Origin of the sequence: Nitrosovibrio sp. Nv17, assembly GCF_900119085.1 — a bacterium.
Classification (GTDB): Bacteria; Pseudomonadota; Gammaproteobacteria; order Burkholderiales; family Nitrosomonadaceae; genus Nitrosospira.
Window position 1 is genome coordinate 1 of the sequence record NZ_FPIQ01000026.1, and the last position, 22,278, is coordinate 22,278.

The 22,278-nt window shown below is 65.4% G+C and carries 19 protein-coding genes and 1 pseudogene; 11 read left to right on the top strand and 9 right to left on the bottom strand.

From position 1 onward, the window contains the following. The coding region (locus BT108_RS12075) for a transposase (protein WP_143142489.1) at window positions 1–293 on the top strand (293 nt) is incomplete at its 5' end. 157 nt (window positions 294–450) lie between these two features. On the opposite strand, the gene BT108_RS12080 is transcribed toward BT108_RS12075, so the two are convergent. Next, window positions 451–2,043 carry a vanadium-dependent haloperoxidase gene (locus BT108_RS12080; RefSeq protein ID WP_072294826.1) on the bottom strand — a complete coding sequence of 531 codons (1,593 nt, stop codon included), beginning with the start codon at window positions 2,041–2,043 and terminating at the stop codon, window positions 451–453. A 517-nt stretch (window positions 2,044–2,560) separates the two neighbouring features. On the opposite strand from BT108_RS12080, the gene BT108_RS12085 reads away from it, so the two are divergent. The 7 genes from BT108_RS12085 to BT108_RS12115 all read left to right on the top strand — a co-directional run bounded on the left by BT108_RS12085 (window position 2,561) and on the right by BT108_RS12115 (window position 9,544). Then, window positions 2,561–2,923: an antibiotic biosynthesis monooxygenase family protein gene (locus BT108_RS12085; protein ID WP_218184867.1), complete on the top strand. Its 363-nt coding sequence runs from the start codon at window positions 2,561–2,563 to the stop codon at window positions 2,921–2,923. An 84-nt stretch (window positions 2,924–3,007) separates the two neighbouring features. Beyond that, window positions 3,008–3,274 (top strand): hypothetical protein, encoded by a 267-nt coding sequence (locus BT108_RS12090; protein WP_072294828.1) that lies wholly within the window; start codon window positions 3,008–3,010, stop codon window positions 3,272–3,274. Between the two features lie 137 nt (window positions 3,275–3,411). After that, window positions 3,412–5,322, top strand: coding sequence for a WD40 repeat domain-containing protein (locus tag BT108_RS12095; RefSeq protein ID WP_072294829.1), 1,911 nt, complete (start codon window positions 3,412–3,414; stop codon window positions 5,320–5,322). A gap of 106 nt (window positions 5,323–5,428) precedes the next feature. Continuing rightward, entirely contained in the window at window positions 5,429–6,436 is a 1,008-nt protein-coding gene (locus BT108_RS12100; protein WP_072294830.1) for a formylglycine-generating enzyme family protein, read from the top strand. Then, entirely contained in the window at window positions 6,436–7,047 is a 612-nt protein-coding gene (gene ribA, locus BT108_RS12105) for a GTP cyclohydrolase II (RefSeq protein ID WP_072294831.1), read from the top strand. Before BT108_RS12100 ends, ribA begins: the two co-directional genes overlap by 1 nt. 54 nt (window positions 7,048–7,101) lie before the next feature. Then, window positions 7,102–8,934: a WD40 repeat domain-containing protein gene (locus tag BT108_RS12110; RefSeq protein ID WP_072294832.1), complete on the top strand. Its 1,833-nt coding sequence runs from the start codon at window positions 7,102–7,104 to the stop codon at window positions 8,932–8,934. A gap of 16 nt (window positions 8,935–8,950) precedes the next feature. Further along, a complete protein-coding gene (locus tag BT108_RS12115; RefSeq protein WP_072294833.1) occupies window positions 8,951–9,544 on the top strand; it encodes an NADPH-dependent FMN reductase in 594 nt (197 codons plus the stop codon). Window positions 9,545–9,565: 21 nt separating this feature from the next. Here BT108_RS12115 and BT108_RS12120 read toward each other — a convergent pair whose 3' ends face one another. Genes BT108_RS12120 through BT108_RS12145 form a run of 6 tightly spaced genes read right to left on the bottom strand, consistent with a single transcriptional unit; the run spans window position 9,566 to window position 16,933 of the window. Then, window positions 9,566–10,345: a 3',5'-cyclic-nucleotide phosphodiesterase gene (locus BT108_RS12120; RefSeq protein WP_072294834.1), complete on the bottom strand. Its 780-nt coding sequence runs from the start codon at window positions 10,343–10,345 to the stop codon at window positions 9,566–9,568. After that, a complete protein-coding gene (locus BT108_RS12125; protein WP_072294835.1) occupies window positions 10,345–11,103 on the bottom strand; it encodes a 4'-phosphopantetheinyl transferase family protein in 759 nt (252 codons plus the stop codon). Before BT108_RS12125 ends, BT108_RS12120 begins: the two co-directional genes overlap by 1 nt. 6 nt (window positions 11,104–11,109) lie before the next feature. Continuing rightward, the gene (locus BT108_RS12130; protein ID WP_143142490.1) at window positions 11,110–12,339 is read right to left on the bottom strand and encodes a hypothetical protein; all 1,230 of its coding nucleotides are present in this window, start codon (window positions 12,337–12,339) and stop codon (window positions 11,110–11,112) included. 37 nt (window positions 12,340–12,376) lie between these two features. Next, on the bottom strand, window positions 12,377–13,159 hold the full coding sequence (locus BT108_RS12135) for an outer membrane lipoprotein-sorting protein (protein ID WP_072294837.1): 783 nt from the start codon (window positions 13,157–13,159) through the stop codon (window positions 12,377–12,379). After that, window positions 13,156–15,507 carry an efflux RND transporter permease subunit gene (locus BT108_RS12140; protein WP_072294842.1) on the bottom strand — a complete coding sequence of 784 codons (2,352 nt, stop codon included), beginning with the start codon at window positions 15,505–15,507 and terminating at the stop codon, window positions 13,156–13,158. The genes BT108_RS12135 and BT108_RS12140 overlap by 4 nt, the downstream gene beginning before the upstream one ends. Before the next feature lie 55 nt (window positions 15,508–15,562). Further along, a complete protein-coding gene (locus tag BT108_RS12145; RefSeq protein ID WP_072294838.1) occupies window positions 15,563–16,933 on the bottom strand; it encodes an aminotransferase class I/II-fold pyridoxal phosphate-dependent enzyme in 1,371 nt (456 codons plus the stop codon). A gap of 519 nt (window positions 16,934–17,452) precedes the next feature. Between BT108_RS12145 and BT108_RS12150 the strand changes: the two genes are divergently transcribed. From BT108_RS12150 to BT108_RS12160, 3 genes are all read left to right on the top strand, one after another. Then, entirely contained in the window at window positions 17,453–18,088 is a 636-nt protein-coding gene (locus tag BT108_RS12150; RefSeq protein ID WP_255369717.1) for a response regulator, read from the top strand. A gap of 142 nt (window positions 18,089–18,230) precedes the next feature. After that, window positions 18,231–19,685, top strand: a complete 1,455-nt coding sequence (locus BT108_RS12155; RefSeq protein ID WP_072294840.1) for a zinc metalloprotease — start codon at window positions 18,231–18,233, stop codon at window positions 19,683–19,685. A 444-nt stretch (window positions 19,686–20,129) separates the two neighbouring features. Further along, entirely contained in the window at window positions 20,130–21,311 is a 1,182-nt protein-coding gene (locus BT108_RS12160; protein ID WP_255369718.1) for a cupin-like domain-containing protein, read from the top strand. Between the two features lie 103 nt (window positions 21,312–21,414). On the opposite strand, the pseudogene BT108_RS13375 reads toward BT108_RS12160, so the two are convergent. Both BT108_RS13375 and BT108_RS12170 read right to left on the bottom strand, forming a co-directional pair. Beyond that, window positions 21,415–21,858 (bottom strand): annotated as a pseudogene (locus BT108_RS13375) (IS630 family transposase); the annotation flags it as partial. 104 nt (window positions 21,859–21,962) lie between these two features. After that, window positions 21,963–22,278 (bottom strand): transcriptional regulator (locus BT108_RS12170; RefSeq protein ID WP_072294843.1); only part of this gene is annotated, 316 nt, incomplete at its 5' end.

Here is a 22,278-nt window from a genome sequence, read left to right on the forward strand (position 1 = left end):
AGGCGGCAGGACTGGACCCCCGTCACTTCAAGTCGGGAACCAGCGTGGACAAGCGCGCCTGCATCTCCAAAGCCGGCAACTGCCATATCCGCCGTGCCCTCTATCTGCCAGCTCTGTCCGCCAAGAAACATGATCCATACGTGAAGGGCTTCTTCGAGCATCTGATCTGCAACGGCAAGACTCCTTTGCAAGGAGTATGCGCTGTCATGCGTAAATTGCTGCATGCCATCCACGGCATGCTCACCCATGACCAGCCCTTCGATAATCAACGCTTCTATGCCCTTCCCGCATGAGCAAAAAACATGAATTAGTGTTGACTCTGAACAGAGTATCTACCCCTACCCCTGCTACCCCTGCTCCGCCGAAATCCAGGGGTTCGCAAAAGAAAAGCGCCGGAAGCCCGGCGCTTTTCTTTCCTTCCAGCGAACGGCGAACAGCCTGCCGCCGGGCCTACCAGCGATGGTGATGGCGGCGAGGCTTGTGGGGGCGGTACTGGCGCAGGTCGACGTCGTCCAGTTCGGTCTGGTTGCGGCGCGGTTCCCGCCCATAGTATCCATACAGCTTGGGCGCGCTCAGCAGCGTGCGCCGGATTTTCTTGAGGGAAGCGGGAGAAGAATCATTCGTGCTCAGACCGGCGGCCGCGGGATCGTCGGAATCGATGATGGTATCCGCCACCGCCAGCCCCAGCAGCTGCCCCTGCAGGTTGTCGAACCCATAGTGCACGCCCAGATAGAGCCGGCTGGCCCCGTTCTCCAGCTGCGCCTGGGAAAACGTCCTGACGCTCCGGCTGGTGGCGTTGCCCGTGCCGTTGTTGGTTCCGGTCAGCCAGGGCAATGTTCCCAGCGTCACCGGCTGGCCGTCCGGCCTGATCTTGTCGCCGAAGAACGCCCTGAGCACCCGGAAGCCCGAGGCACCGGTCGTGCTGTGCCCGGCCGTATTGGATGGATGCGAAGGCGTTGCCGCGAGAGGGCGCCAATCGGCGTATTCGTTGGTGACGGCGCCGTCCGCATCGGCGTTCAGCGCTGTGATGGGCCGCCATACCTTCTGTTCGTACTTGGAGGCATACGAGGCGATGCGCGCATCCGCCACGACGCTGCCGAGCAGGGCGAACAACCGGGCGTTCTGGTTCAGCGTCAGCTTGCGCGCCGCCGAGGCGATGCGCGCCGCCTCGTTGACGAACAGCTCCGCATCGAGCTTGTAGTAAAGCGCCTGCGCCGTCTGGTCGGCATCACGCGCCCTGGACGTATCCTGCCCGTGCGCACGCACGTACTCCAGCTCCAGATCGTATTCCTTGCTGTCGACCTCGAGCGGGACGGGAACCAGCGCCACCAGGTTGGCTCTTTGCGGGTTGGTCAGGCTGAATGGGGTGACGTCCCTCCAGTTGAAATCGACACCGGGCCTGCCATCGATCGTACCCCCGGCGTCGAATCCCGTGGGCGCGCCGGTTTCCGGATTGACCACCCCGGCAGCATTGCTCTGACGCCACAGGCCGATACCGGGATTGGAGGTCGGGGTCAGGGTCGGACCGTAGTTCGTCACCGGCGCCGAATTGTCGAACTGGCGCGCCTGGATGGCCGCCGCGGCTGCCTCCCTGCCGGCCTGGATGCCCGGGTCCGCCGCATTGACTCTCAGCGCGGCAAGATCGGCGGCACGCTGGGCCTCCAGCCACGCGCGGGTGGGTTCCCATGCCGGCGCATCGGGAAGCTGGCTCACGACCACGTCGTATGCCGCCTGCACGGCGGCAGCCTGAGCCGATCCGCTGTTGCTGCCGTCATAGTAGTAGTAGTCTTCGCTGAAGTGGTTGATCGAGTTGACTGCATCGAACACGGCCCGGCCCGTGATCGCCAGGATGCGCGTGGCAAGATTGGTGCCGAGGGCGACGCCCGCCCCGGTCGTCCCGTTGTAGCCCTTGGTGGCTTTCAGGACATGGGAATTCCAATCGGTGATGGCGTCCGCCCGGGCCGTGCCTGCGGACAGGCTGATCGTTGCTGCAAGCAGGGTAGCGGCGGATGCCAGGGCGCACGAATTCCTTGAGACCTTCATGATGTTTTCTCCGAAGAATTAAAAAACCTGACGGAATACGAGGAATGCGGATGTCCTGTAAGGAACCAGGACAGGGCGATATTACGGACTCGCTCTATCGCCTGATCCTGATCTTAGGAGGTTTCCCCTTTCGATGGGAAATATTATTTCCACATATGCTTATGTAAAACGGAGGTAAGCATATGGCATTTCCCCGGCGTCATTCCGCGAATTCCGCATGGCATGGACACGCCCGTGCTCCGCCGGCGCATGCGGGACGGAGCCATCGGCAATCGCCGCTACCCTGTAATTTCTTACAGGTAGCCAACGGTTGAGTCCTCGTATCTAATATCGGCATCCGAGCCGTCGCTGTTTCATCGTTTCCATCGCCGCAGCACGGCCAGGCCCCGTCCGTCTGGAATCTCCTCGACCACGTTGTTTTGCAGGCATATCGAAGGTAGTCGATCCTTGCCCATGAAGTTAAATCCGAATTGATTACTGACAATAAAAATCAATGGTGCTTTACTTCGTTGCTTCCATGGCGACACCGGCCACCCGCCGTGGCCGTCCCTTCGGGCCGGGCGTGCGTGCCATGCTGGCCGTGATCTATCGATGGAAGCTGCACGCGGGAAAAGAGAAGGCTTTCATCCAGGCCTGGTCCCGGATGACAGCCTTGGTGCGCCGGCACCATGGAAGTAGGGGATCACGCCTGCACAAGGCAGGCGACGAGACCTACCTGGCCTACGCGCAGTGGCCCGACAGGCAGACATTCATGGCATTCCTGGCGCACGCGCCGACGCCTGCGGAAGCCCGGCTGCTGCAATCGATGCAGGACTGTACGAAGCAGAGTTTCGAACGCATGGAGATGGACATGGTGGCCGGCCGGCTGGATGCGCCGTGACACCCTCCGCATCCATCGACGAAAACCCGTTGTTCCCAACCCGTGCGCTCATCCCGGGCGCACATCTTTCGTAAGGAGATCGTGATGACTGCATCAAGCTCGAATGCCCCGGACCTCAACCGCGCCCATACCGTACTGCAGGGATTGAAGAGCAATCCTGCCGCGTTGGCCAAATTCCACGACGCGCTGTCCAGTCTCAGCAGGGAAACCGGCGTGGCGATCGACGACCCGACGCTGACCTATGTTGCCCAGACACTCGTCAATCAGCGCCAGATACTGAGCAACAGCCATATCGGCGAGGTGCGGGGCACGGAGACCGTCAGCGGCTTTTTCATCAAGCCGGCCATCTAGTTAGCAAGGAACCCGGCGCCCGGGTGAAGCCGGTGGCGCACGCACCATGCCGCTGGACTCATCCCGGTGCCGCCGGGCAAGCCTGTCTTCCGATTCCTTCCACCGATCATTCCCGCAACGACGGAAAACCGACAGACATGGATACCGCATTCAAGATCAATTCGCTGGCCGTCGACAAGGACGAAACCCTGCTTTTGCTGGGCACGAATTCCGGCGAGCTGCTGTGCGCGGATCCGGATCGCCTGAACATCGTCGGCCGCGGGCAAGGCCATGCGGGCGACATCTATGCGCTGGCGGCCCACCCGGTGCAGCCGCTGGCCGCGACCATGGGCATGGACAACTTCGCCGTCCTCTGGGATGTCGGCACTCCCTCCAGGCCAAGACAGATCGCACGCTTCAACCTGCGCAAGGCTTCACCCTGGAACGACCTCGAGACGATACACCGGCATCCCAGCCAGAGCCAGGCGCTCTGCTTCCATCCGACCCTGCCCCGCATCGCCACGAGGAGCGCGAATGCCGGGCTGGTAGAGCTCGACTATGGCGGCGGCGCATTCGAGCTGATCCATTGCAGCCGCTTTCACGACCTGGAAGATCTGACCACGGTACGCTACGTGCAGGACGGCGCCCGGCTGCTGAGCGGCGCACTGGGCAGCGTCGTGCTCTCCGAGAACGGACTGATCCTGAACCGATGGCAGTTCATCGACAAGAACGTGCACTGGTTCGAGCCGGTCGGTGAGGATGTCTACCTGGTCGCCTCCGACAGCCGGCGCGTGTTCCTGTTCGATCTGGCCGCCGGCGAGATACGGGTGCAGGGACCGGTGCTGACGCGCGACGACCTGGAGCACGTCACCTTCAACCCGGTATCCGGGCGCGCGTTCGTGGCCGGATTCGACCGCAACGTCCATGAAATCGATCCAGCGACGTGCGCGGGCATGGGCGTGGTCTACGCCGCGCCCTTCAAGATGCGCTGGATCAAGACGCTGCGGCGGGAACCGGAGACCGCGCTCCTGCAATGCTTCGACGGCGGCGTCTACAAGGTGGATCTCGGCCGGCGGCAGGCGCGGCGCTGGTTGCGGCATACTCCTCCCGCCCTCTGGAGCGCCTGCCACCTGGATGACGGCCGCATGGCCCTGACCGGCGAGGGCGACGAGATCGTCACCGTTTCGTACCAGCTGGAACCCGGCAGCCGTACGCCGCGGTTCCACATCGCCTCGCGCACGAGCAAGGGGACGGACGCCTCGTACACGAAGCGCATGGCGCCCGCGCCGGCGGGCGATCTGTGGCTGGGCCAGACCTCCGGGCAGCTGATACGCTGCGCCGGCGGAGGGCACCGGGTGGTCGCGGATCTGGGCAGCGCCATCCGCGACGTCACCGTGACCGCGGGCGGAGAGCGCGCGATCGCCTGCCTCGAGAACGGCATGGTATGCTCGATCGATACCGGCACCGGGGCGGTCGCGGCGACCTGGTCCTCCGGCGGCGAGCCGGTCTGGGCACTGGCCCTGCATCCCGACAGGGACGTGGTCGCGGTCGGGGAACGTAACGGGCATCTGTTCTTCCTCGATGCCCTCACCTGCCAGGTGCTCGATACCGGCCCCGAGTCGAGACGCCTGAAGCGGGTGAAATGGCTCGATGCCGATACGCTGCTCTACAATCAGATCGACCGGGTCTACCGCTATCGGCTGTCGACCGGGAAATGCGAGCCGCTGGTGCCCTCCTGCGGCAATACGGTCGAGGATTTCATCTGGGATGCGGCATTCGGATACCTGGTGCTCGTCACCTACGCCACGGATGTCGTGCTGTGCGACCTGGAGACCGGCGAGAAGCTCTTCACGAGCGCGGACCAGACCGACTACTCCAAGGGGCTGGCCTGGCTGCGCTATCGCGAGGACGACGCCTACCCGCTGGATTTCATCACCTTCGGCCGCTCCGGCACCGGCCACCTGTTCCGGATCCACAGCAACAAATGCGTCTCGCTGGGACCCGTGCTGCCCGGCATGCTGACCCGGCACTACCGCGTGGAGCAGGCCGATGAACTGCTGGCCGTATGACCGGCCGCCTCCGCCAGGGCATCGTGGACTTTGCACGCCGGATGCCGGGCCCGGGCTTCCTCCGGCGCGCTTCCCGCCGCGGGGGCGTGCCCGGGGAACATACGCCATGTACAGGAACCTGAACTTCAGGGAGCCGATCTCCCATGTCTGGCCACCCCGGAAGATGATGGGGTTGCCGGAGGCCTATACCCGGTCGAGCCACGATGCGGGCATCGCCGCCGCCATGCGGCGCCTGCTCGGCGCCGGCACCGGGCTCCTGGCCGAACTGGCCGGCGTGGTGGAAGATCCCGGCCAGACGCTGCATTCGAGACTGGCCGCGGGAGCGGTGCTGGCGCTGCTGGGGGATCCGCGCATCCAGCCACTCTCGCCGGCCATGGTCGACATTTGCGCGCCCGGGCCGGTCATGCTCGGGCTGGCCGTCGAAGACCTAGCGCGCGCCTGCCGGGACATGGCGCCGCTGGGCGTGCAGCCGGCATGGATAGAAAAGGAATGCCCGATGCACGCGGTCGCGCTGACACCCTTCCGCATCGCCCGGTACCCGGTCACCAACCACGAGTTCTCGCTGTTCCTGGAGGACACGGGGCGCCCCTGGCTGCCCACCTCCTGGATCTTCGGCCGCTACCCGGCGGAAAAGGGGAACCATCCGGTGCACACGGTCGACCCGGAGGCGGCGGACGCCTATGCGGCATGGCTGTCCGCAAAGACCGGCCGCGCCTTCCGCCTACCGACCGAGGCCGAGTGGGAATTTTCCGCCGCGGGTCCGGATCGCCTCGAATTCCCGTGGGGCAACGCACCCATGGAAGGCGTCGCCAACACGGTCGAACTGGGCCTGCTGGATTCCAGTCCGGTCGGCTGCTTTCCCGGCGGAAACTCGGTCCACGGCGTCGCCGACATGGGTGGAAACGTCGAGGAGTACGTGTCCGACACCTACCGGCCCTACCCCGGCGGCAGGGTGATCATCGACGACCTGTACCGGATCTCCCCCGACTACCGGATCGCACGCGGCGGCAGCTACACGCGCTTCCTGGACCTCGCGCGCACGCGGCGGCGGCACGGCCGGAACCCGAATTCCGCGGTATACGCCATGGGATTCCGCCTCGCGGAGAGCCTCTGATGCACTCCTTGCCCCAGGCCTCGATACGCAGCCAGGTGCCGATCGTCCTGCGCCACAGGCTCGCGGCGACCTTCATCACCTTCGACGGCCTGGTCGACGGCAAGGAGCACTTCGCCCTGCGGCTGGGCACGGTCCCGGAGCGGGAAGCGCTGTTGCGGATACACTCCGAGTGCATCACCGGCGACGTGTTCGGTTCCTCGCGCTGCGATTGCGGCGCCCAGCTGAACGAAGCGCTGGAGCGCATCGCCCTGGAGGGCGGCTACCTGATCTACATGCGGCAGGAAGGCCGGGGCATCGGCCTCTATTCGAAGCTGGACGCCTACCTGCTGCAAGACGGGGGGCTCGACACCTTCGAGGCCAACCGCGCCCTGTCCCTGCCGGAGGACGCGCGCAGCTACGAGGCCGCCGCCCAGATGATCCGCGCCCTGGGCCTCGGAGCGGCGCGCCTGCTGACGAACAACCGCCGCAAGCGCCAGGCGCTGGCCGACCTGGGGATCGCGATTGCGGCGCAGGTTCCGACCGGCGTCTACCACTGCCCTCACAACATAGACTATCTTCGCACCAAGGTCGAAAAGCATGGCCATACGATCCGGCTGCCCGAGCCCGGCTGAACGCGGCCGGACGCCCGCCGCACCTGTCGACCGCACGGGGAATGGGGCAGGCCGATGAGGCACCATGGCCCGATCAGCGGCATCGCGGCGCACGGCCGCCTCGTCGCCACGGCCGGATACGACAACCGGCTGATACTGTGGGATGGAGCGAGCCACCTGCCGCTGGCCTGCGGCAGCCATGACCACCTGGTGAACCAGGTCTGCTTCAGTCCCGACGGATCGAGGCTGGCATCGGCCAGCAGCGACCGCACCGTCCGGGTCTGGGACGTTCCGCTGCTGAGGCTGCTCGTCGTGATCGGGCACCACGGCGACGACGTCGAGATGGCGGCCTTCTCGCCGGACGGCACACGGCTCGCCACCTGCTCCCGGGACCGCTGCGTGCGGATATCGGGCGTCGACGGCGCGCCCGTCGCGATCATGCGCGGACATGATGACGACGTGATATCCGTGGCCTGGAGCGCGGATGGCCGGCAGGTCTTCTCCTCCAGCGACGACGGCACGGTGCGCCGATGGGACGGTGCGAGCGGCCGGCAGCTCGGATCGTACAAACTTGACGGCGCGCAGACCGACGCCCTGGCCGTCACCCCCCAGGGCGGCGTCCTCTTCGGCGACGACACGGGCCACCTGGTGGCCGTCCGCGATGGCGCGCAGACGAAGATCAGGGCGCACGCGGCGGGCATCAAGCGCCTCATCATGGATGGGAGGCGCGGCCTGCTTGCCAGCCTGAGCTACGATCGCAGCATGGCGATCTGGGCCATCGGCAAGGACGGGATGCCGGCCGAAGTCGGCCGGACGGAATTCCCGGCGGTGGTCTGGCCGCGGTCCGGCGCGTTCCTGGACCGCCGGCGCATCGCCACCGGCACGTTCGGATCGGGGTATGCCGTCTACGACATCGGCAAGGGCGCGTGGCGGCTGGACGGTGTTGCCGCCTACAGCAGCTTCAATGCGGTATGCGCGTCCGGCGATTCCCTGTACGCCATCGGCGATGCCGGGGTTCTGTACCGGGACGGCCGGCCGGTCGCCGAACTCGGCAGCCTGTGCAACTTCATCCTCTCCGGCGGCGGACGCATCCTCGCCGGTGGACAACTTGGAAGGGTGTTCGACGCAGTCACCGGCGAAGTGCTGCACCAGCATCGCTCGCCGATCAACTGCGGCGCAATCTTCCGGCGCAACGGCGTCGAGCTCGCGGCATTCGGGACCTATACCGGAGAGGTGGTGATCCTCGACCTGTCGGCCTCCCCGCCCGCCTGCGTCACGACCATCGCCATCCACGACAACGCGGTCAAGGGAATCGCGGCAGACGCCGAATCGCTGTTCTCGGTGTCCGCCTCGGCCGAGGCATGCTATACCAGCATCATGAGCTTCCGCGTGACGCGGAGAATCATGCGCGCGCACGAGAAGATCATCAACGGGTGCGTCGCGGTGGAAGGCGGATTCGCGAGCGTGAGCCGGGATTTGCATCTGCAGCTCTGGCGCGGCGACCAGGCGGTCGCCATCCGCTCGCCGCATCGGCACTCGATAAAATGCCTGTGCGCGGACCCTTCCGGGAGGATCATCGCCACCGGCAGCTACGGCGGGACGATCTTCGTGTTCGATGCCGGCAGCGGCCGGTGGCTGCATGGCGCGCGCCCGACCAGCGCCGGCATCTCCGCGATCGCCTACTCCACGAAAAGAGAAGCCTTCGTCGCCAGTTCGTACGACGGTTCGCTGTACCACCTGCCGTTGAGCGGGATCCGTCGCGGACCCGGCATTGCCTTCCCTCTCGCGGATGAGGAATTTTCCACGGGGCAAGGGGCATCCTTCCGGGTGCGCCCCCTCCGGGGCGGCAGCATGGACATGCGCGAGGCTCCAGGCAAGGCATCGGCCGGCGTCCCGGCGTCATGCTGATGCGCCTGGAGCGTGCATGAAGGCCGCGGTGATCGCCGGCAGTCCCCGGGCGGGGAGCGAAACGGCGAAGGTGGCGCGCCACGTCGCCGCCCGCTGGGCGGCGCTGACGGGGCAAGCGCCCTTCCTGCTCGACCTGGGGCGGACCGCGCTGCCCCCCTGGCGCGCGCCCGCCGGCGCACCCGAGGAACCATGGAAGTCGATTTCCGCAACGCTGCACGGCGCCGACGCGCTGGTGATCGTCGCTCCCGAGTGGGGAGGCATGGCGCCCGGCGTGCTCAAGAACTTCTTCCTCCTCTGCGAGCGGGGCGAGCTTGCCCACAAGCCGGCCTGCCTCGTCGGAGTGAGCGCATCGGCGGGGGGCGCATATCCCCTGGCGGAACTGAGGATGAGCAGCTACAAGAACACGCGCATCTGCTATATTCCGGAGCAGATCATCGTCCGCAACGCCCGGAGAATGCTCGGCGCGGGCCGCCCCCTCTCCGGGAAGGACGAGGCCCTCCGGGCGCGCCTGGATTATGCCCTTGAAATACTGCACGCCTACGCCTCTGCGCTCCGGGACGTGCGCGCCTCGGGTCGCGCCGATCCTGCCCGGTATCCCTACGGAATGTAGCCGGGGCGGGGACGGACGCCGCTAGAAGGAATACACCTGCCCGCGCTCCAGCCGCTTCAGGGAGAACGCGGGGAACACCCCCGCGCGCGCCAGGATCCCGGCCATGATGGCCTCTTCCCTGCCCGGTTCCATGTGGCTAATCAGCACGTCGAGCGGCCTGCTTCCATCCAGATTCGCCAGCCCGCGCACCAGCAGCTCGGGGTGCATGTGTCCGGATGCGCTCGCGTCGCCCGTGTCGTCGTCGGGAAAGGTGACCTCGATCATGAGGTGGCGCAGGTCGTCCATGCCGCGCAGCGCCTCCCAGAAGGGCTCGTGGTAGCCGGTGTCGCCGCTGAACACGCAGCTGGCGGCGCCGCTGTCGAGGCGATAGGCCACCGCCGGGATGGTGTGGCGCACCGGCAGCGGGGTGATGCGCCGGCCCGACAGCTCGACCGTCTCTCCCACGCCGATGGGCCGGAATGCCAGGTAGGGCCGGGTGAACACGGAGGGTGCGGTGTAGTCCGGCCATATCCGGAAATTGAAGATGTGCTGCCTGAGCGCCGTGATCGTCTCGGGCAGCGCGTAGATATCGATCGGGGTCTTGCGGTGAGGCCCCGCCATGTTCACCAGCATCGGCAGCAGCGCGATGTGGTCGAGATGGGCGTGCGTGAGGAACACCGAGTCGATGCGCAGCAGCGCGTCTCTCGTCAGGTCGCCGGCGCCGGTGCCGGCGTCCACCAGGATGTCGTCGTCCAGCAGCAGGCAGGTGGTTCTCGAATCCGCCGCGATTCCGCCGCTGCACCCGAGTATGGTCACGCGCATCAGAGCTCCGATCGTTGATGTTGAATGGAACGCAGCATGCGCCCCGGCCGGGGAGCCTGCCGCAGCCATATTCCGGTCAGGACGTGCGAGCCGTCGAACCCGACCCTGCCCGCCACGCCTGATCCATGGAAATCGCCGCATGCAGGCCATCCTGGCGTGCGGGCGCGGAAGATGCCCTCGGCAAGGTCCATCTCGATCAGGACCGCAGTCATCTCCGGCAGGCACCCGAAGGCCGCGCAGCAGCACTTCATGACGCTCTCCTTGGCCGAAAATACGGCATACGCATGGTGATCGGCGTGGCGCGGACCAGCGCCGAGGATGACACGGATTTCCTCGGGACGGAAGAGAAAAGGCAGCGCCTCGCGCGGAAACGGCCACGCCAGCATCTGGATGTCCGCCCCCACCGCCCGGATGGCCGGATCCCGGGTGGCGACGGCGATGGCCTTGCCGCCGCTGTGGCTGATGCTGCCGACGACGTCCCGCGGCCAGCGCGGTGCGCCGTGCGCATCCATGAGGACGGGGATGCCTGCGTGTCCGAGGGCGGCCAGGACCTGGCGCGCGCAATGCCGGCCGGCACGGAAGTCCCATACCCGCCCGGGCCCGGCGCCGGCCATCAGCTCGGCCTCGGCGGGATGCAGCGAGCCGAGGCGCGTGGATCGCTCGCACAGCGCATGCCGGAAGGGCGGCGACGGCCATACCGCCGCTGCCGCCGCGCGATTGAAGGCAAGGTCCGGGCCGAATGGAAAAAAAGGGGACAAGGACGCTCAGAAGAAGCGGGCGACGCGCACCTGGACGTAGTCGTCGCGGCGATAGCCCGTCAGGATGTCGGTGGGAGGAATGCTCTGGAACATCCGCGACTCCAGCTCGACCTTCCATTTCTCGCCCAGGCGGCGGCTGGCGCTCAGGTTGAACATGGTGGCGCCGGTCTCCAGGTCGGTGGTCACGCCCGCCAGTACCTGGGAATCGTGGGCATCGTTCAGCGACCACCTCGCTCCCAGGTACAGGTCGTTGTTGAAGGGCGTGGGCGGCGCGCTCCGGTCGCGCCCGTCGTAGTGGTACTCGGCCAGCAGCCCCAGGTCGGCGCTGCTTCCGAACAAGCCGTAGTACGTGTACTCGAACCCCGCCACCACGGCGGCGAAGCGCCGGCCCTGCCCGCTGCGCGTGATCGCCTCCAGCTTGAGGAGCCAGTTCCCGAGCGAGGCCTGGGCGTCCAGGCTGGTCTGGTGGATCAGATCGTACACCGGCGTCAGCGCCGTGGGGATCGGGCCGGCGTCGAAGCGCGGCACCAGCCGCGGTTCGCGCCCCATGCCCATGAAATGCGCGATCCCGACGTCCCAGTTGCCGAAGGTGCGGCTCCAGCGCACCGCCCAGTCCGGATGCCAGCGGCCGCCGCTGGCGAATTGCGGAGCGTCCTGGTCCACCGGCAGGGAAAACCTCAGTCTCGCGCGCGGCGCGGGAAAGGTGCGTTCCCGGAAGTACGGCAGGTACAGGAAGGTGAAATTCCCGTAGGCGGTGGGAATGTTCAGGTTGAGCATGGGCTGGCCCAGCTTTTCCTCGCCGTCGATGTTCTCGACGAGATCGGTCTGGTTGACGATGTCCACCAGGTGGCGCGACTCGGCCACTCCCCAGAACACCTTCCCCACCCCGGCGCGCAGACTCCAGCCAGCGCCCTGGTGCAGCCAGTTCAGTTCGCGCACATCGACGTGGGAACGGTTGCTGTCGGCCGCGTCCACCCGGCCGAACGCGATCGCCGTCAGGCGGTCCGCGCCCTCGTTCCACTCGTGCCGGAATTCGGGCTGCAGCGCCACCGACGGCACCACCCGCATGCCGCTCTGCCCGGCGAAGGCGGGCGTGTCCGGAAAGGCGCGAAGATCCACCGCCGCGAAACCGGACCAGTCGGCCGCCCGGACGGCGCCGGTCATGCATCCCCCCAGCATGAGGCACGCGATCCAGAGACCCGCGCTCCCGCTGCAGGTGTAAGGCCGATGCGCCATGGATCCACTGCCGTCACAGATTTGGAAGGGCTCTGGCCTACTGGACGTTCCGCAGCGAGCTCTCCGAGAAGTCGCGGTCGCTCAGGCCCACGCGGAAACGGTAGTTCTTGCGGAACAGCGTGGTGCTCTTGCGGTTCTGGTGGTTGACCATGTCGAGGCGCCCGGCGCGCCAGTAGTGATCGAGGTACTGGTTGTAGTCGCTGAAGGTGAGCGTCTTCAACAATGTGTTCTTGCGGTCGTAGAAGTCGATCCTGCGCGGCTGGTAGATGGCCTTGTCGATCCATTCCACCTGCCGCGTGTAGCCGGAGTACTCGTAGGCCGGGGTGTTCTGGATCACGAAGCAGTCGTGGCCGTCCAGCACCTCGTCGCGCAGGTAGCGGTAGGTGTACTTCTCCAGCTCCCACGAGGCGATATCCTCGAAGGCGAACTCGCTGCCCATGAAGGGGCCGGACTTGTTGACGGACGAGATGCGCTTCACCCGCTTCAGCTCCGGCAGGTACAGCCACTGGTCGTCCGGCTTCAGGCCGTGGGAAAAGGTGAGGATGGCGGTGCCGCGCACGTCAGCGGGCCGGTGGAACACGCCCAGTTCCTTGTCGCCGTCGCCTGCGACCTCGAGCGTCCTGAAGGTGAATTCGCGCACGCTCTCCTCACCCTGCGCGTTGCGCAGCACCATCACGGCGTCGTACATGCTGTTGTCGAAGCCGGCGTCGCGGCGTTCGGTTTCCAGCTGGATGGCATGCCCCTTCTCCTCGTCGGTCTGGGCGTGCGACAGGAGCGGCAGGCAGGCGAGCACGGATACCATGCATAGCAGTTTTCTCATTTCAGTTCTCCCAGGCGGGTGGTGGCAGGTTCGGCAGGCTTGCCGAGACAGGAACGGGCGCGCTGCTTCCAGCGCTCGAAGGCCAGCAGGATCGGGGGCAGCAGCAGGAACTCCGCGAACAGCCCGAATGCGAAGATGATGGCGGTCAGCATGCCCATCTCGTTGTTGATGCGGAAGCTGGACAGCGTGAACAGCGAAAAACCCATGATGAGCACCGCCGACGTGACCCAGAGGGCATTGCCCACGGTGGCGAAGGCGTGGCGGATCGCCTCCTCGGGGGGCAGGCCCTTCCGCGTTCGGGCGTACTGGTACTTGCTCAGGAAATGGACGGTGTCGTCGACCAGGATGCCTAGCGTCATGGCCGCCACGACCGAGGCGGCGAGCCCCACCTGTCCCACGGCCAGCCCCCACAGGCCGAAGGCCATGCCCGCCGGCACCAGGTTGGGGATCAGGCTGATGAGGCCCAGTCCGACCGAACGCAGCGCGAACACCAGGATCAGGGAGATGACGCCGATGGCCACCAGTTCCCCGGTGATCATGCTGAGGATGTTGCGCTGACCGATGTGCGCGAACAGCAGCGTCGGGCCAGTGCCTTCCCCGTGTCTCAGGGAGCGGGCATTGGCGGCCAGCCAGGCCTGCGCGCGCGCCTCCAGGTCGATCACCTGCCGGCTCGAGATGCTGCGCAGCGTCGCGGTGACGCGCGTGGCCGACTTGCCGACGTCGATGCGGTCGTTCAGGTCCAGCCCATAGGGCAGTGACATCTCGAACAGGAGCAGGAGCTGGGCGCTCAGCTCCCGTGTCTCGGGCAGGCGGTACCAGGCCGGGTCGTCGCCGTGCATGTTGCGGTTCAGGCGCTTCAGGACGTCGGTGACGGCATAGACGTGCATCACCTCGGGCTGCTGCCGGTACCACTGCACGAACGCCTCGACCTGGCCCAGGAAGACCGGGTCGCCGACGCCGCCCTCGCCGCCCTGTCCCAGCGAATAGTCGATGCGGTAGATGCCGGTGAGATGGTCCGTGGTGTAGTCGGTGTCGCGGCGGAACGCCACCGACTCGTCGAAGTACTTGACGTACTCGTCGTCCAGCGTATTCAGCGGGATACAGGCCAGCAATCCAACGGTCAGGGCCAGCAGGAGCAGGTGCAGCGCCCGGTGGCGGTCGGCGATCAGCCCCGCCAGCCTTTCCAGCACCCACCCGCCGTGAGCCTCGGCCCGCCCCGCGTGCGCGGGCAGGAGCATCATCAGCGCCGGCAGGAAGCCCATCGTCAGCAGATAGGCCACGGCCACCCCCATGGCGGTGATGTTGCCCAGATCCTGGAAGGGCGGCACCTCGCTGGAGTTCATCGACAGGAAGCCGACGGCGGTGGTCAGGTTGGTGAAGAAGATCGCCCGGAAGTTGACGGCGAGGCTTTCCGCCATCGCCGCCGCCCGCTGCAGCCCGTGCGCCAAGGCTCCATAGTAGCCGGTGAGGACGTGCACCGCGTCCGCCACCACCAGGGTCAGCAGGATGGTGGGCGCGGGGATGCTGGAGGGCGAGAACGCGATGCCGGCCCATCCCGCCAGCCCCACGGCGGCGGCCACCGACATCGCCATCATCAGCAGCACCGCCAGGGTGCCCCAGCCGGAACCGAGAAGCCACCACAGCGCGGCGGAGACGACCACCAGCATGGCCGGGGTGAGCGTGGCGAGATCGTGCTTCGACGATTCGGCGAAGGAGGTATCGAGGATGAGCGACCCGGTGAGGCGCACGTCCATGTCCGGACGGGCTGCCCTCACGCCCTCGACCAGTTCGCGCACGAAGCCGATCGCCTCCATCGTCTCCGCGTCCTGATCCCTGCCGGGGCGCTGCACCACCACGTTGAGGCCCATGACGCCGCCGTCGGGCGACACCAGGCGATCCACCAGCAGCGGCTCCTCCAGCGCCAGGCGGCGGATCCGTTCGATGCGCCCGGCATCCAGCCGGCTTGCATCCCTCACCAGATCCTCCACCACCAGGTCGTCGCCGGTGGCATGGCTGTGCTGGAAATTGGTGATCGAATCCACCCGCGTGGAGTAAGGCGTGCCCCATAGGGCATGGGTCAGCTCCTCGGCGACGGCGAGGTTCTCGCGGGTGAACACGTCGCCGCCGGCGGGCGTGAGCACTACCAGGATATTGTCATCGCGGACGTAGGTCTTCTGCAGCGCCTCGAACGCCACCAGCTGCGGATTCTCGTCACTGAAGAACATGCGGTAGTCGCTCTTGAAATGCAGCGACTGCATGCCGTAGCCGGCCAGGGCGATGCAGGCGACACTCAGCGCGACCACCCGCCGGGGAAAGCGCAGGATGCAGCGTATGTAGTCGTGCAACATGGAAATCCTCATCCTCCGTGATGGGCCGGCTGCGCCTCGTGCCGGAATGCCGGCCCTAGGCCGGCACCGGCTGCCGGAAGGCCGTCTTGCCGGCTTCCGCCAGCGTGCGCAGCTCGAAGGCGAGCGTGTCCACCGTGTGGATCACCTCCTCCGGCGCGAGGTTGCTGGTGATGAAGAAGCGCAGGCGCGCGGATGATTCCGGCACCGCCGGGTACAGGATCGGATGCACGTGGATGCCCGCGCGGGCCAGGCGCTGCCCCAGCCTGAGGCACAGGACGGAGTCGCCGAGTATGATCGACACCACCCCCGTCCCGCCCGCCAGTCCGGTATCCAGGCGGTGCAGCCGCGCCCTCTCCAGGAACAGGCGCGATCGGGCGCGCAGGCGTTCCACGCGCCCGGGCTCGCGCACCAGGATGGCAGTGGCGGCCAGCGCCGCCGCCGTGTTGGCGGGCGAGATGCCCACGCTGAACAGTACCGCGCCCGGTGCGTTGTACTTGAGGTTCTCGATCAGGGAGCGCGCGCCGCAGACGTAGCCGCCGCAACTGGCGAATGCCTTGCTGAGCGTGCCCATCCAGATGTCGACCTCCGCACCGGGCACGCCGAAATGGTCGCGCGAGCCGAAGCCGCGCGTACCGGTCACGCCGGCGGCATGGGCCTCGTCCACCATCAGCAGGCATTTGTGGCGCCGCTTGATCTCGATGAAGCGGGGCAGGTCGGGAATGTCGCCGTCCATGCTGTAGACGCCCTCGATCACGATCAGCACCCGGCGGTGGCGGCGGCGGTTCTGTTTCAGCAGCAGATCCAGCGCATCCCAGTCGTTGTGCGGGAAGATCATCCGCCGCGCCCCGGAGAGCCGGCATCCCGTCACCACGCTGTTGTGGATCAGGCCGTCGTGCACCACCAGGTCGTCCGGGCCGAACAGATGTCCGATGACGGCGACGTTGGTGGCGTACCCGCTCACCAGCGCCAGCGCGTCCTCGGTGTCGTGCATCCGCGCCAGGGCCGCCTCCAGTTCGTGATGCAGGGGAATCTGGCCGGAGACGATGCGGCTGGCGGACACGGAGGTGCCATAGCGCCCGACGGCGGCCTGCGCGGCGGCGGTGACCTCTGGATGGCCGGACAGGCCGAGATAGTTGTAGCCGGAATAGTTGATGTAGGACTTGCCGTCGATGCGGGTGACATGGTCGCTCACGCCCTCATGGGCGCTGAAATAGGGATTGTCCATCGACAGCGTGCGGAAAATCTCCGCCTGCTCCTGCAGCATGCGGAATTCCGGGAAGCGTTCGAAGCGGTAGTGTTCCTCCGGTATCTCCTCCGAGCCGGCCCGGGCCTTCTGCTCCGCCTCCCGCTTCGACAGCAGCTGCTTCAGCAGCCCACGCTTCTCTTCCGCCGACAGATGGGCCAGTCCGCTCGTTTCGATGTCCATGCGCAATCCTCCGGATAGATGTGTTCACCATGCGCCGCCGCCACGGTGCGCGATGGAGTACAGGATAAGGAGCACGGGCGCGGCGGGCGGTGAGAAAACTCACAGGCGGCATGGATATGCCGGGATTCCGCCGGCATGCGCCTCCTTTGATCCGGCGCGCATGGCCCGCCATTCCCGCAAGAGGCCGCTTCCGGTGAAATGCAGGCTCCACAAGGATCAACCTGCCGTGCTATATTGAGCGGGATTCCTGGCTGGCGGATCCAGGAGGCAGAGAAACCGAACTCCCATGCCTGTCGAGACGAACACATCGGAAAGCGCTGGCCGGCTCCGGCCGGAAGCGTATCGATCGCGGGCGGACGATCGCCGCGATCGGCCTCTGCCCGCCACCGGCAAAAAAGACCGCCGCTGGGGCGGCGTCAAACGCAAGGGCTGTCGCGAGCGCCGCTTTCCGGAAGCGGCATGAGAATCCAGGCGCACTGAACCCCTCCGCCGCTCATGCCAGGCCCGAAATCAAAAGTCATGCTCGTGGACGATCACGCCATGCTGCGACACGGCATGGCGATGCTGATCAACCTCGAACCGGACATGGAAGTGGTGGCTGAGGCCGGGGATGGCGATGAAGCGCTGGCCATGCTCAGGAACGGCGTCCTGCCCGACATCGTATTGATGGATGTGTCCCTCAAGACGCTTTCCGGATTCGAGGTCATGAAGAACATGCACGGCGTGATTCCCGACCTGCCCGTACTCGTCGTCTCCATGCATGACGAGATCACGCACGCCCAGCATGCGCTGCGCGCCGGCGCGCATGGCTACGTCATGAAACAGGAACCGGGCGAGGTGCTGATGGCCGCCATACACGAGGTGCTTGCGGGGAACATCTATCTCAGCAAGCAGATGCATGCGCGGATGCTGAAGCGGGCAGCAACCGGAAACGCGCAGCCCGAACTGTTGATCAACAGCCTGACTCCCAGCGAATTCGAGGTTCTGCATCTGGTCGGATCCGGCTACAGCAGCCAGGAAATCGCCAAGCTTCTCAGCCGCAGTATCAAGACCATCGAAACGCACCGCTTCAATATCCGTTCAAAGCTGAATCTGAAGGATGGAGCGGACCTGATACGCTACGCCACTCAATGGATCGCCGGACAAAACGGCTGAGTCATAGAATGGCCGCATCATTTGCCTCGCGACCGTCCGGCGCGCTCCGCGCCGCTACCCCGTCCCTTGTTCCGTGAGTTGCCTGGTCGACAGGTGCCCCATCGCCCACCGCTGAAAAAATAAGCATCGATAAGAGCCAGCCGTGCGTAATGTCTTTCTATCTTTTCTGCTGGCCGCGGTCGAACGGTTGACCGAAAAGGGATACATCCTACTGATCGGCGTCCTCGTCGCTCTGATCCTCTACGGCACAGTGGCGGGAGAAAACCTGTTCTGGCTCGTCGCATCGTTCGTGGGCGCGCGCGGGATCTATCTGGCTGCGCAAATCGCCCACCCGCAGCAAGATCCCGGCGAAGCGCAACATGCCGGCGAGGCGAGGCGACGATCCCGGCGGGAGCAGATGATCGAGTGCGCAGGGCTGCTGGCGTTCTGCCTGCTTGCTCCATTGGCATGGGTGCTGTACACACGCGAGATCGTGTCGCTTCGCTCCAGCCACGACTGGGTGACCATGCTAGTTGCCTCGCTGGGGCTTGTCCTCTATCTCCTGCCTTTCGCTCTCTCGAGTCCGGGCGCGCCGGGGCGGCGCATCTGGTGGGGTCTTCCGTTGCTGCCTGCAGTGGTGCTGCTGGTTGCCGGGATTCAGCTCCGGCACCCTTACCTGAATCCGGTCAACCCGGATCGCGTGGCGCTTGCAGCGGAGCGGGTGCTGGCATTGGACGACGGAGTTCTTGCGGGGCAACACCATGACTGGGTGACCGCTCATGCCCGTATGCTGGACGAACAGGGAGATTCCGCAGAAGCAATCAGGCTCTATCTGCACGCGCTGCGCCTCAACCCCAGCCAGGAAGATGTACGGCAGCGGATCGTCGCGCTGTCACCCGACACGGGGAGGAAGGAGCATTTTTCCGACGCGGCGTCTGCGCTCAGATCGCATGATCCGTATTGGGCGGAAGAACGCACCATTACTCCCCTGCCGCGTTGCGAATTGGACAAGCGCATGGAAGAAATCGCCAGAACCACGGTTGTGATCCTGCGTGCGGGCGAGTCGATAAGCGACAGCCTGATCGACGCGGTTGGAGATGTGATCGGGCGTGAACTGGATATTCCAGTCTGCGCCGTGCCACGACCGATACCCCTGCCGCCGCATACCCGGGTTCATGGTCTTGTGAATGGCAAGCAATGGTCGGTCGCCGCCGTTTCTCATGCTGTTGAGGATTATCTCGGCCTTTCGCTGCGGGCACCGCTCAAGTTCGTGGTTCTGACCTCGGTTGATATCTATAACGGCAAAGCAAACTTTGTTTTTGCCGCCGGCTGGGTCGGTGGGGGGATACTCGTCTCGACCGCCCGCTTCGGCGATCCGGTCAAGGAACAGCGCCTTGTGGAGTACCGTACCGCCAAGCAGGCAATCAGCTCCATTCTCAAGAGCTTTGGCGTACCCGCCTCCGCCGACGTGAATTCCGTCTTGAGTTATGCCCAATCAGTCGAAGAGCACGATGGAAAGGGAAATCGCCCGAGCGCGGAGGCCCTCGGGATTTTCCGGGACAATCTCGAATCGCAGGATGCGGCATGGGCCGCCTACAAGCGTGCGTCCGGGGAATAGGCCGGACGCCGCCGGGAGCGGGCAGCGCCGGGGATCGTGAGCGGACAGGGGTGCGTATTGTTTTTCGCTTCGATGAAAAACAGGTGGCCCCGTCGAGGCCGTACATGCATGTGATTCATAGGCCATATTGACAATCGCCTTTTCAAGTCGAAATAATGTCTCCTGCGCGCTGGAAGCACCCATCCGGGCGCTTCCGGGAGTAGTGGGGAAGCGAGCCCCGGAAGGCCTGCCTCCGGCGGGAGGGAGGGAAACCATTGGGCGGGCGGACTCCGTACGCCGCCCCCGTAAAGGAGGCTGAACACCCGAGTCTCGAACCCAACCATAACGACGAGAGCGGGAAAACCAGTCGCCAGGTCGCGCTGGAAACGCCTGGCGCGGAGAGAAATGCCCGAAGCCTCCATCGATCGGTCTTCATGGAGAAGATATGGAGCGGAGAGCGCAGAGGTGCAAGACAGAGCGATGATCGCGCGCGTCCGGAACGTGATGGCCGTTCTGCTGGCGGGCGTGGCGACGGCCCTGTACGTGATGTGGCAGCTGGCGACGGAACAGCAGCTCTTCCTGCGCACATTCCTGGTGGAGCGGATGGGCAGGGGCGGCGTGGCAAAGCTGCCTCTCGGCTACTGGAACGTGCTGGCCCTGAAGGGCATCATGCTGTATCAGCACCTGTCCCGCAGGCCGGATGCGTTGCAGGATGTGCGGCAGCGCATCGAACGACGGATGCTGCGGCGATTGCAGGGCCGCGGCCTGCCGCGCAGGCGGATCCTGCCGATCCCGGAGTATCCACCCGGCGGGATCAGCCCGGAGCGATTCTACAGCGACCACGTCAAGCAGGGCATCCCCTGCGTGCTGCGGGGCTTCATCGAGCGGGCCCCGGCGGACTGGACGCTTGCACGGCTGGCGGAGCGATTTCCGGATACGGTGGTGCAGGCCCTCGACAGGCGCAACAGGAAGATGATCAACACGACCCTGGGCCGGATTGCGGAGGACAGGCGCCGCAACTTCATTCCGCAGCAATTGCTGCTCGACCAGAATCCGGCCTTCGACGCATACTTCGGCATCCCGCGGTCGCATGCCTACTTTCCAGTCCTCGGCCGGCCGTCGAAACCGGTGCTGAGCTTCCTGATCCTGGGCCTGGGCGCGGGGCTGAATGCCAACTACCACTGCGAGGAAGGCCCCAACTGGTATCTCGCGGTATCCGGGTCGAAACGCTGGACCCTGATCGAATCCGAATACTCCTGGCTGCTCTACCCGGCCGCGCGCGGCGACGGGATGCGGCGGTTCGCGGAATTCAGAGCCGACGGACAGGGTGAACCGAGCGACCCCGACGCCTATCCCCTGGTGGAGTACGCGCCGCGCCACGAGTTCGAACTGCATCCGGGAGACGTCCTGTTCTTCCCGGCATGGATGTGGCACAAGACGATCAATCTCGATGAGGAAGGCCTGGGCATCACCTGCCGCTATACCGCGCCGGCCAGGATGTCGAACCGGTATTTCCGGGGCCTGCAGCTGCTTTCGGCGGGATTCTGGAAAAGCTGCATCGAAGTCATCGGCAGCGGCATACGGGGAGACATGGGAAACCTCGCCAGCCAGACCGGCTACAACGAGCAGGAAACCCCATTGTATTGAGCGGGCCCGCGATCGGCTTCGATACGCCGGACCTGTTCCAGCAGCGAATGGGCCGCACCGTCAATCTCAGGGACAACGGCCTGCGCAATAGAGCATTTTTGATTTATTTATTTACATATCCAGAGGAGGCGAGGTAATTGCTGCATTCCTGTGGCGTAAATGCATCGAGGAGACGGCCGATCTCGTTCCAGAGTGCCTCAACCGTTCTTGCTGCGCTCTTTCGCAATAATGCCTTGAGCTTGGAGAACATCTTCTCGATCGGACTCAAGTCGGGAGAGTAAGGCGGCAGGTAGCGCAGGGTTGCCCCCACAGCCTCGATGGCTTGCTTGACGCCGTCGACCTTGTGACAGGACAGATTGTCGGCTACCACCATGTCGCCTGGTCTTAGCGTCGGACACAGGAAGGTGCGGACATAAGCCAGGAATGCCGCTCCATTCATCGGGCCATCGAGCACCATCGGTGCCGTGATCTGATCCTGGCGCAGGCCGGCAATGAAGGTGGTGGTCTTCCAGTGTCCATGAGGGGGCCGATGCGATGCAGCGTGTCCCTCGGGGTGAGCGCCCGCGCATTCGCGTCATGCATGTGGTGGCCCAGGTCTCGTCAAGAAAGACCAGTCGGCCAGGATCGAGTGCAGGCTGATTCCGTACCCATTCAATTCGTGCCTGCCGCACGTCTTCGCGTGATTGCTCGCTGGCGTGCAGGGTTTTTTTTAAAGCTTAACCCCCACTTGTTGAGCTGATGCCACAGGGCAGGCACTTTGATCTCAATCCCTTCCTCGGCCAGACGTTCACTCAACTCTGCCAAGGTCATGTCCGGCCTGGCTTCAATCCAGCGACGGATATCCCCCTCCCGATGGGCAATGCGCGAACGCCGATGCCCCCCTACCGGCAGGCTGTGGCGCTGGCCACTGACTTCAAATCGCTTGCGCACCTGATACACCCACAGCCGGCTGACTTCATAACGCCGA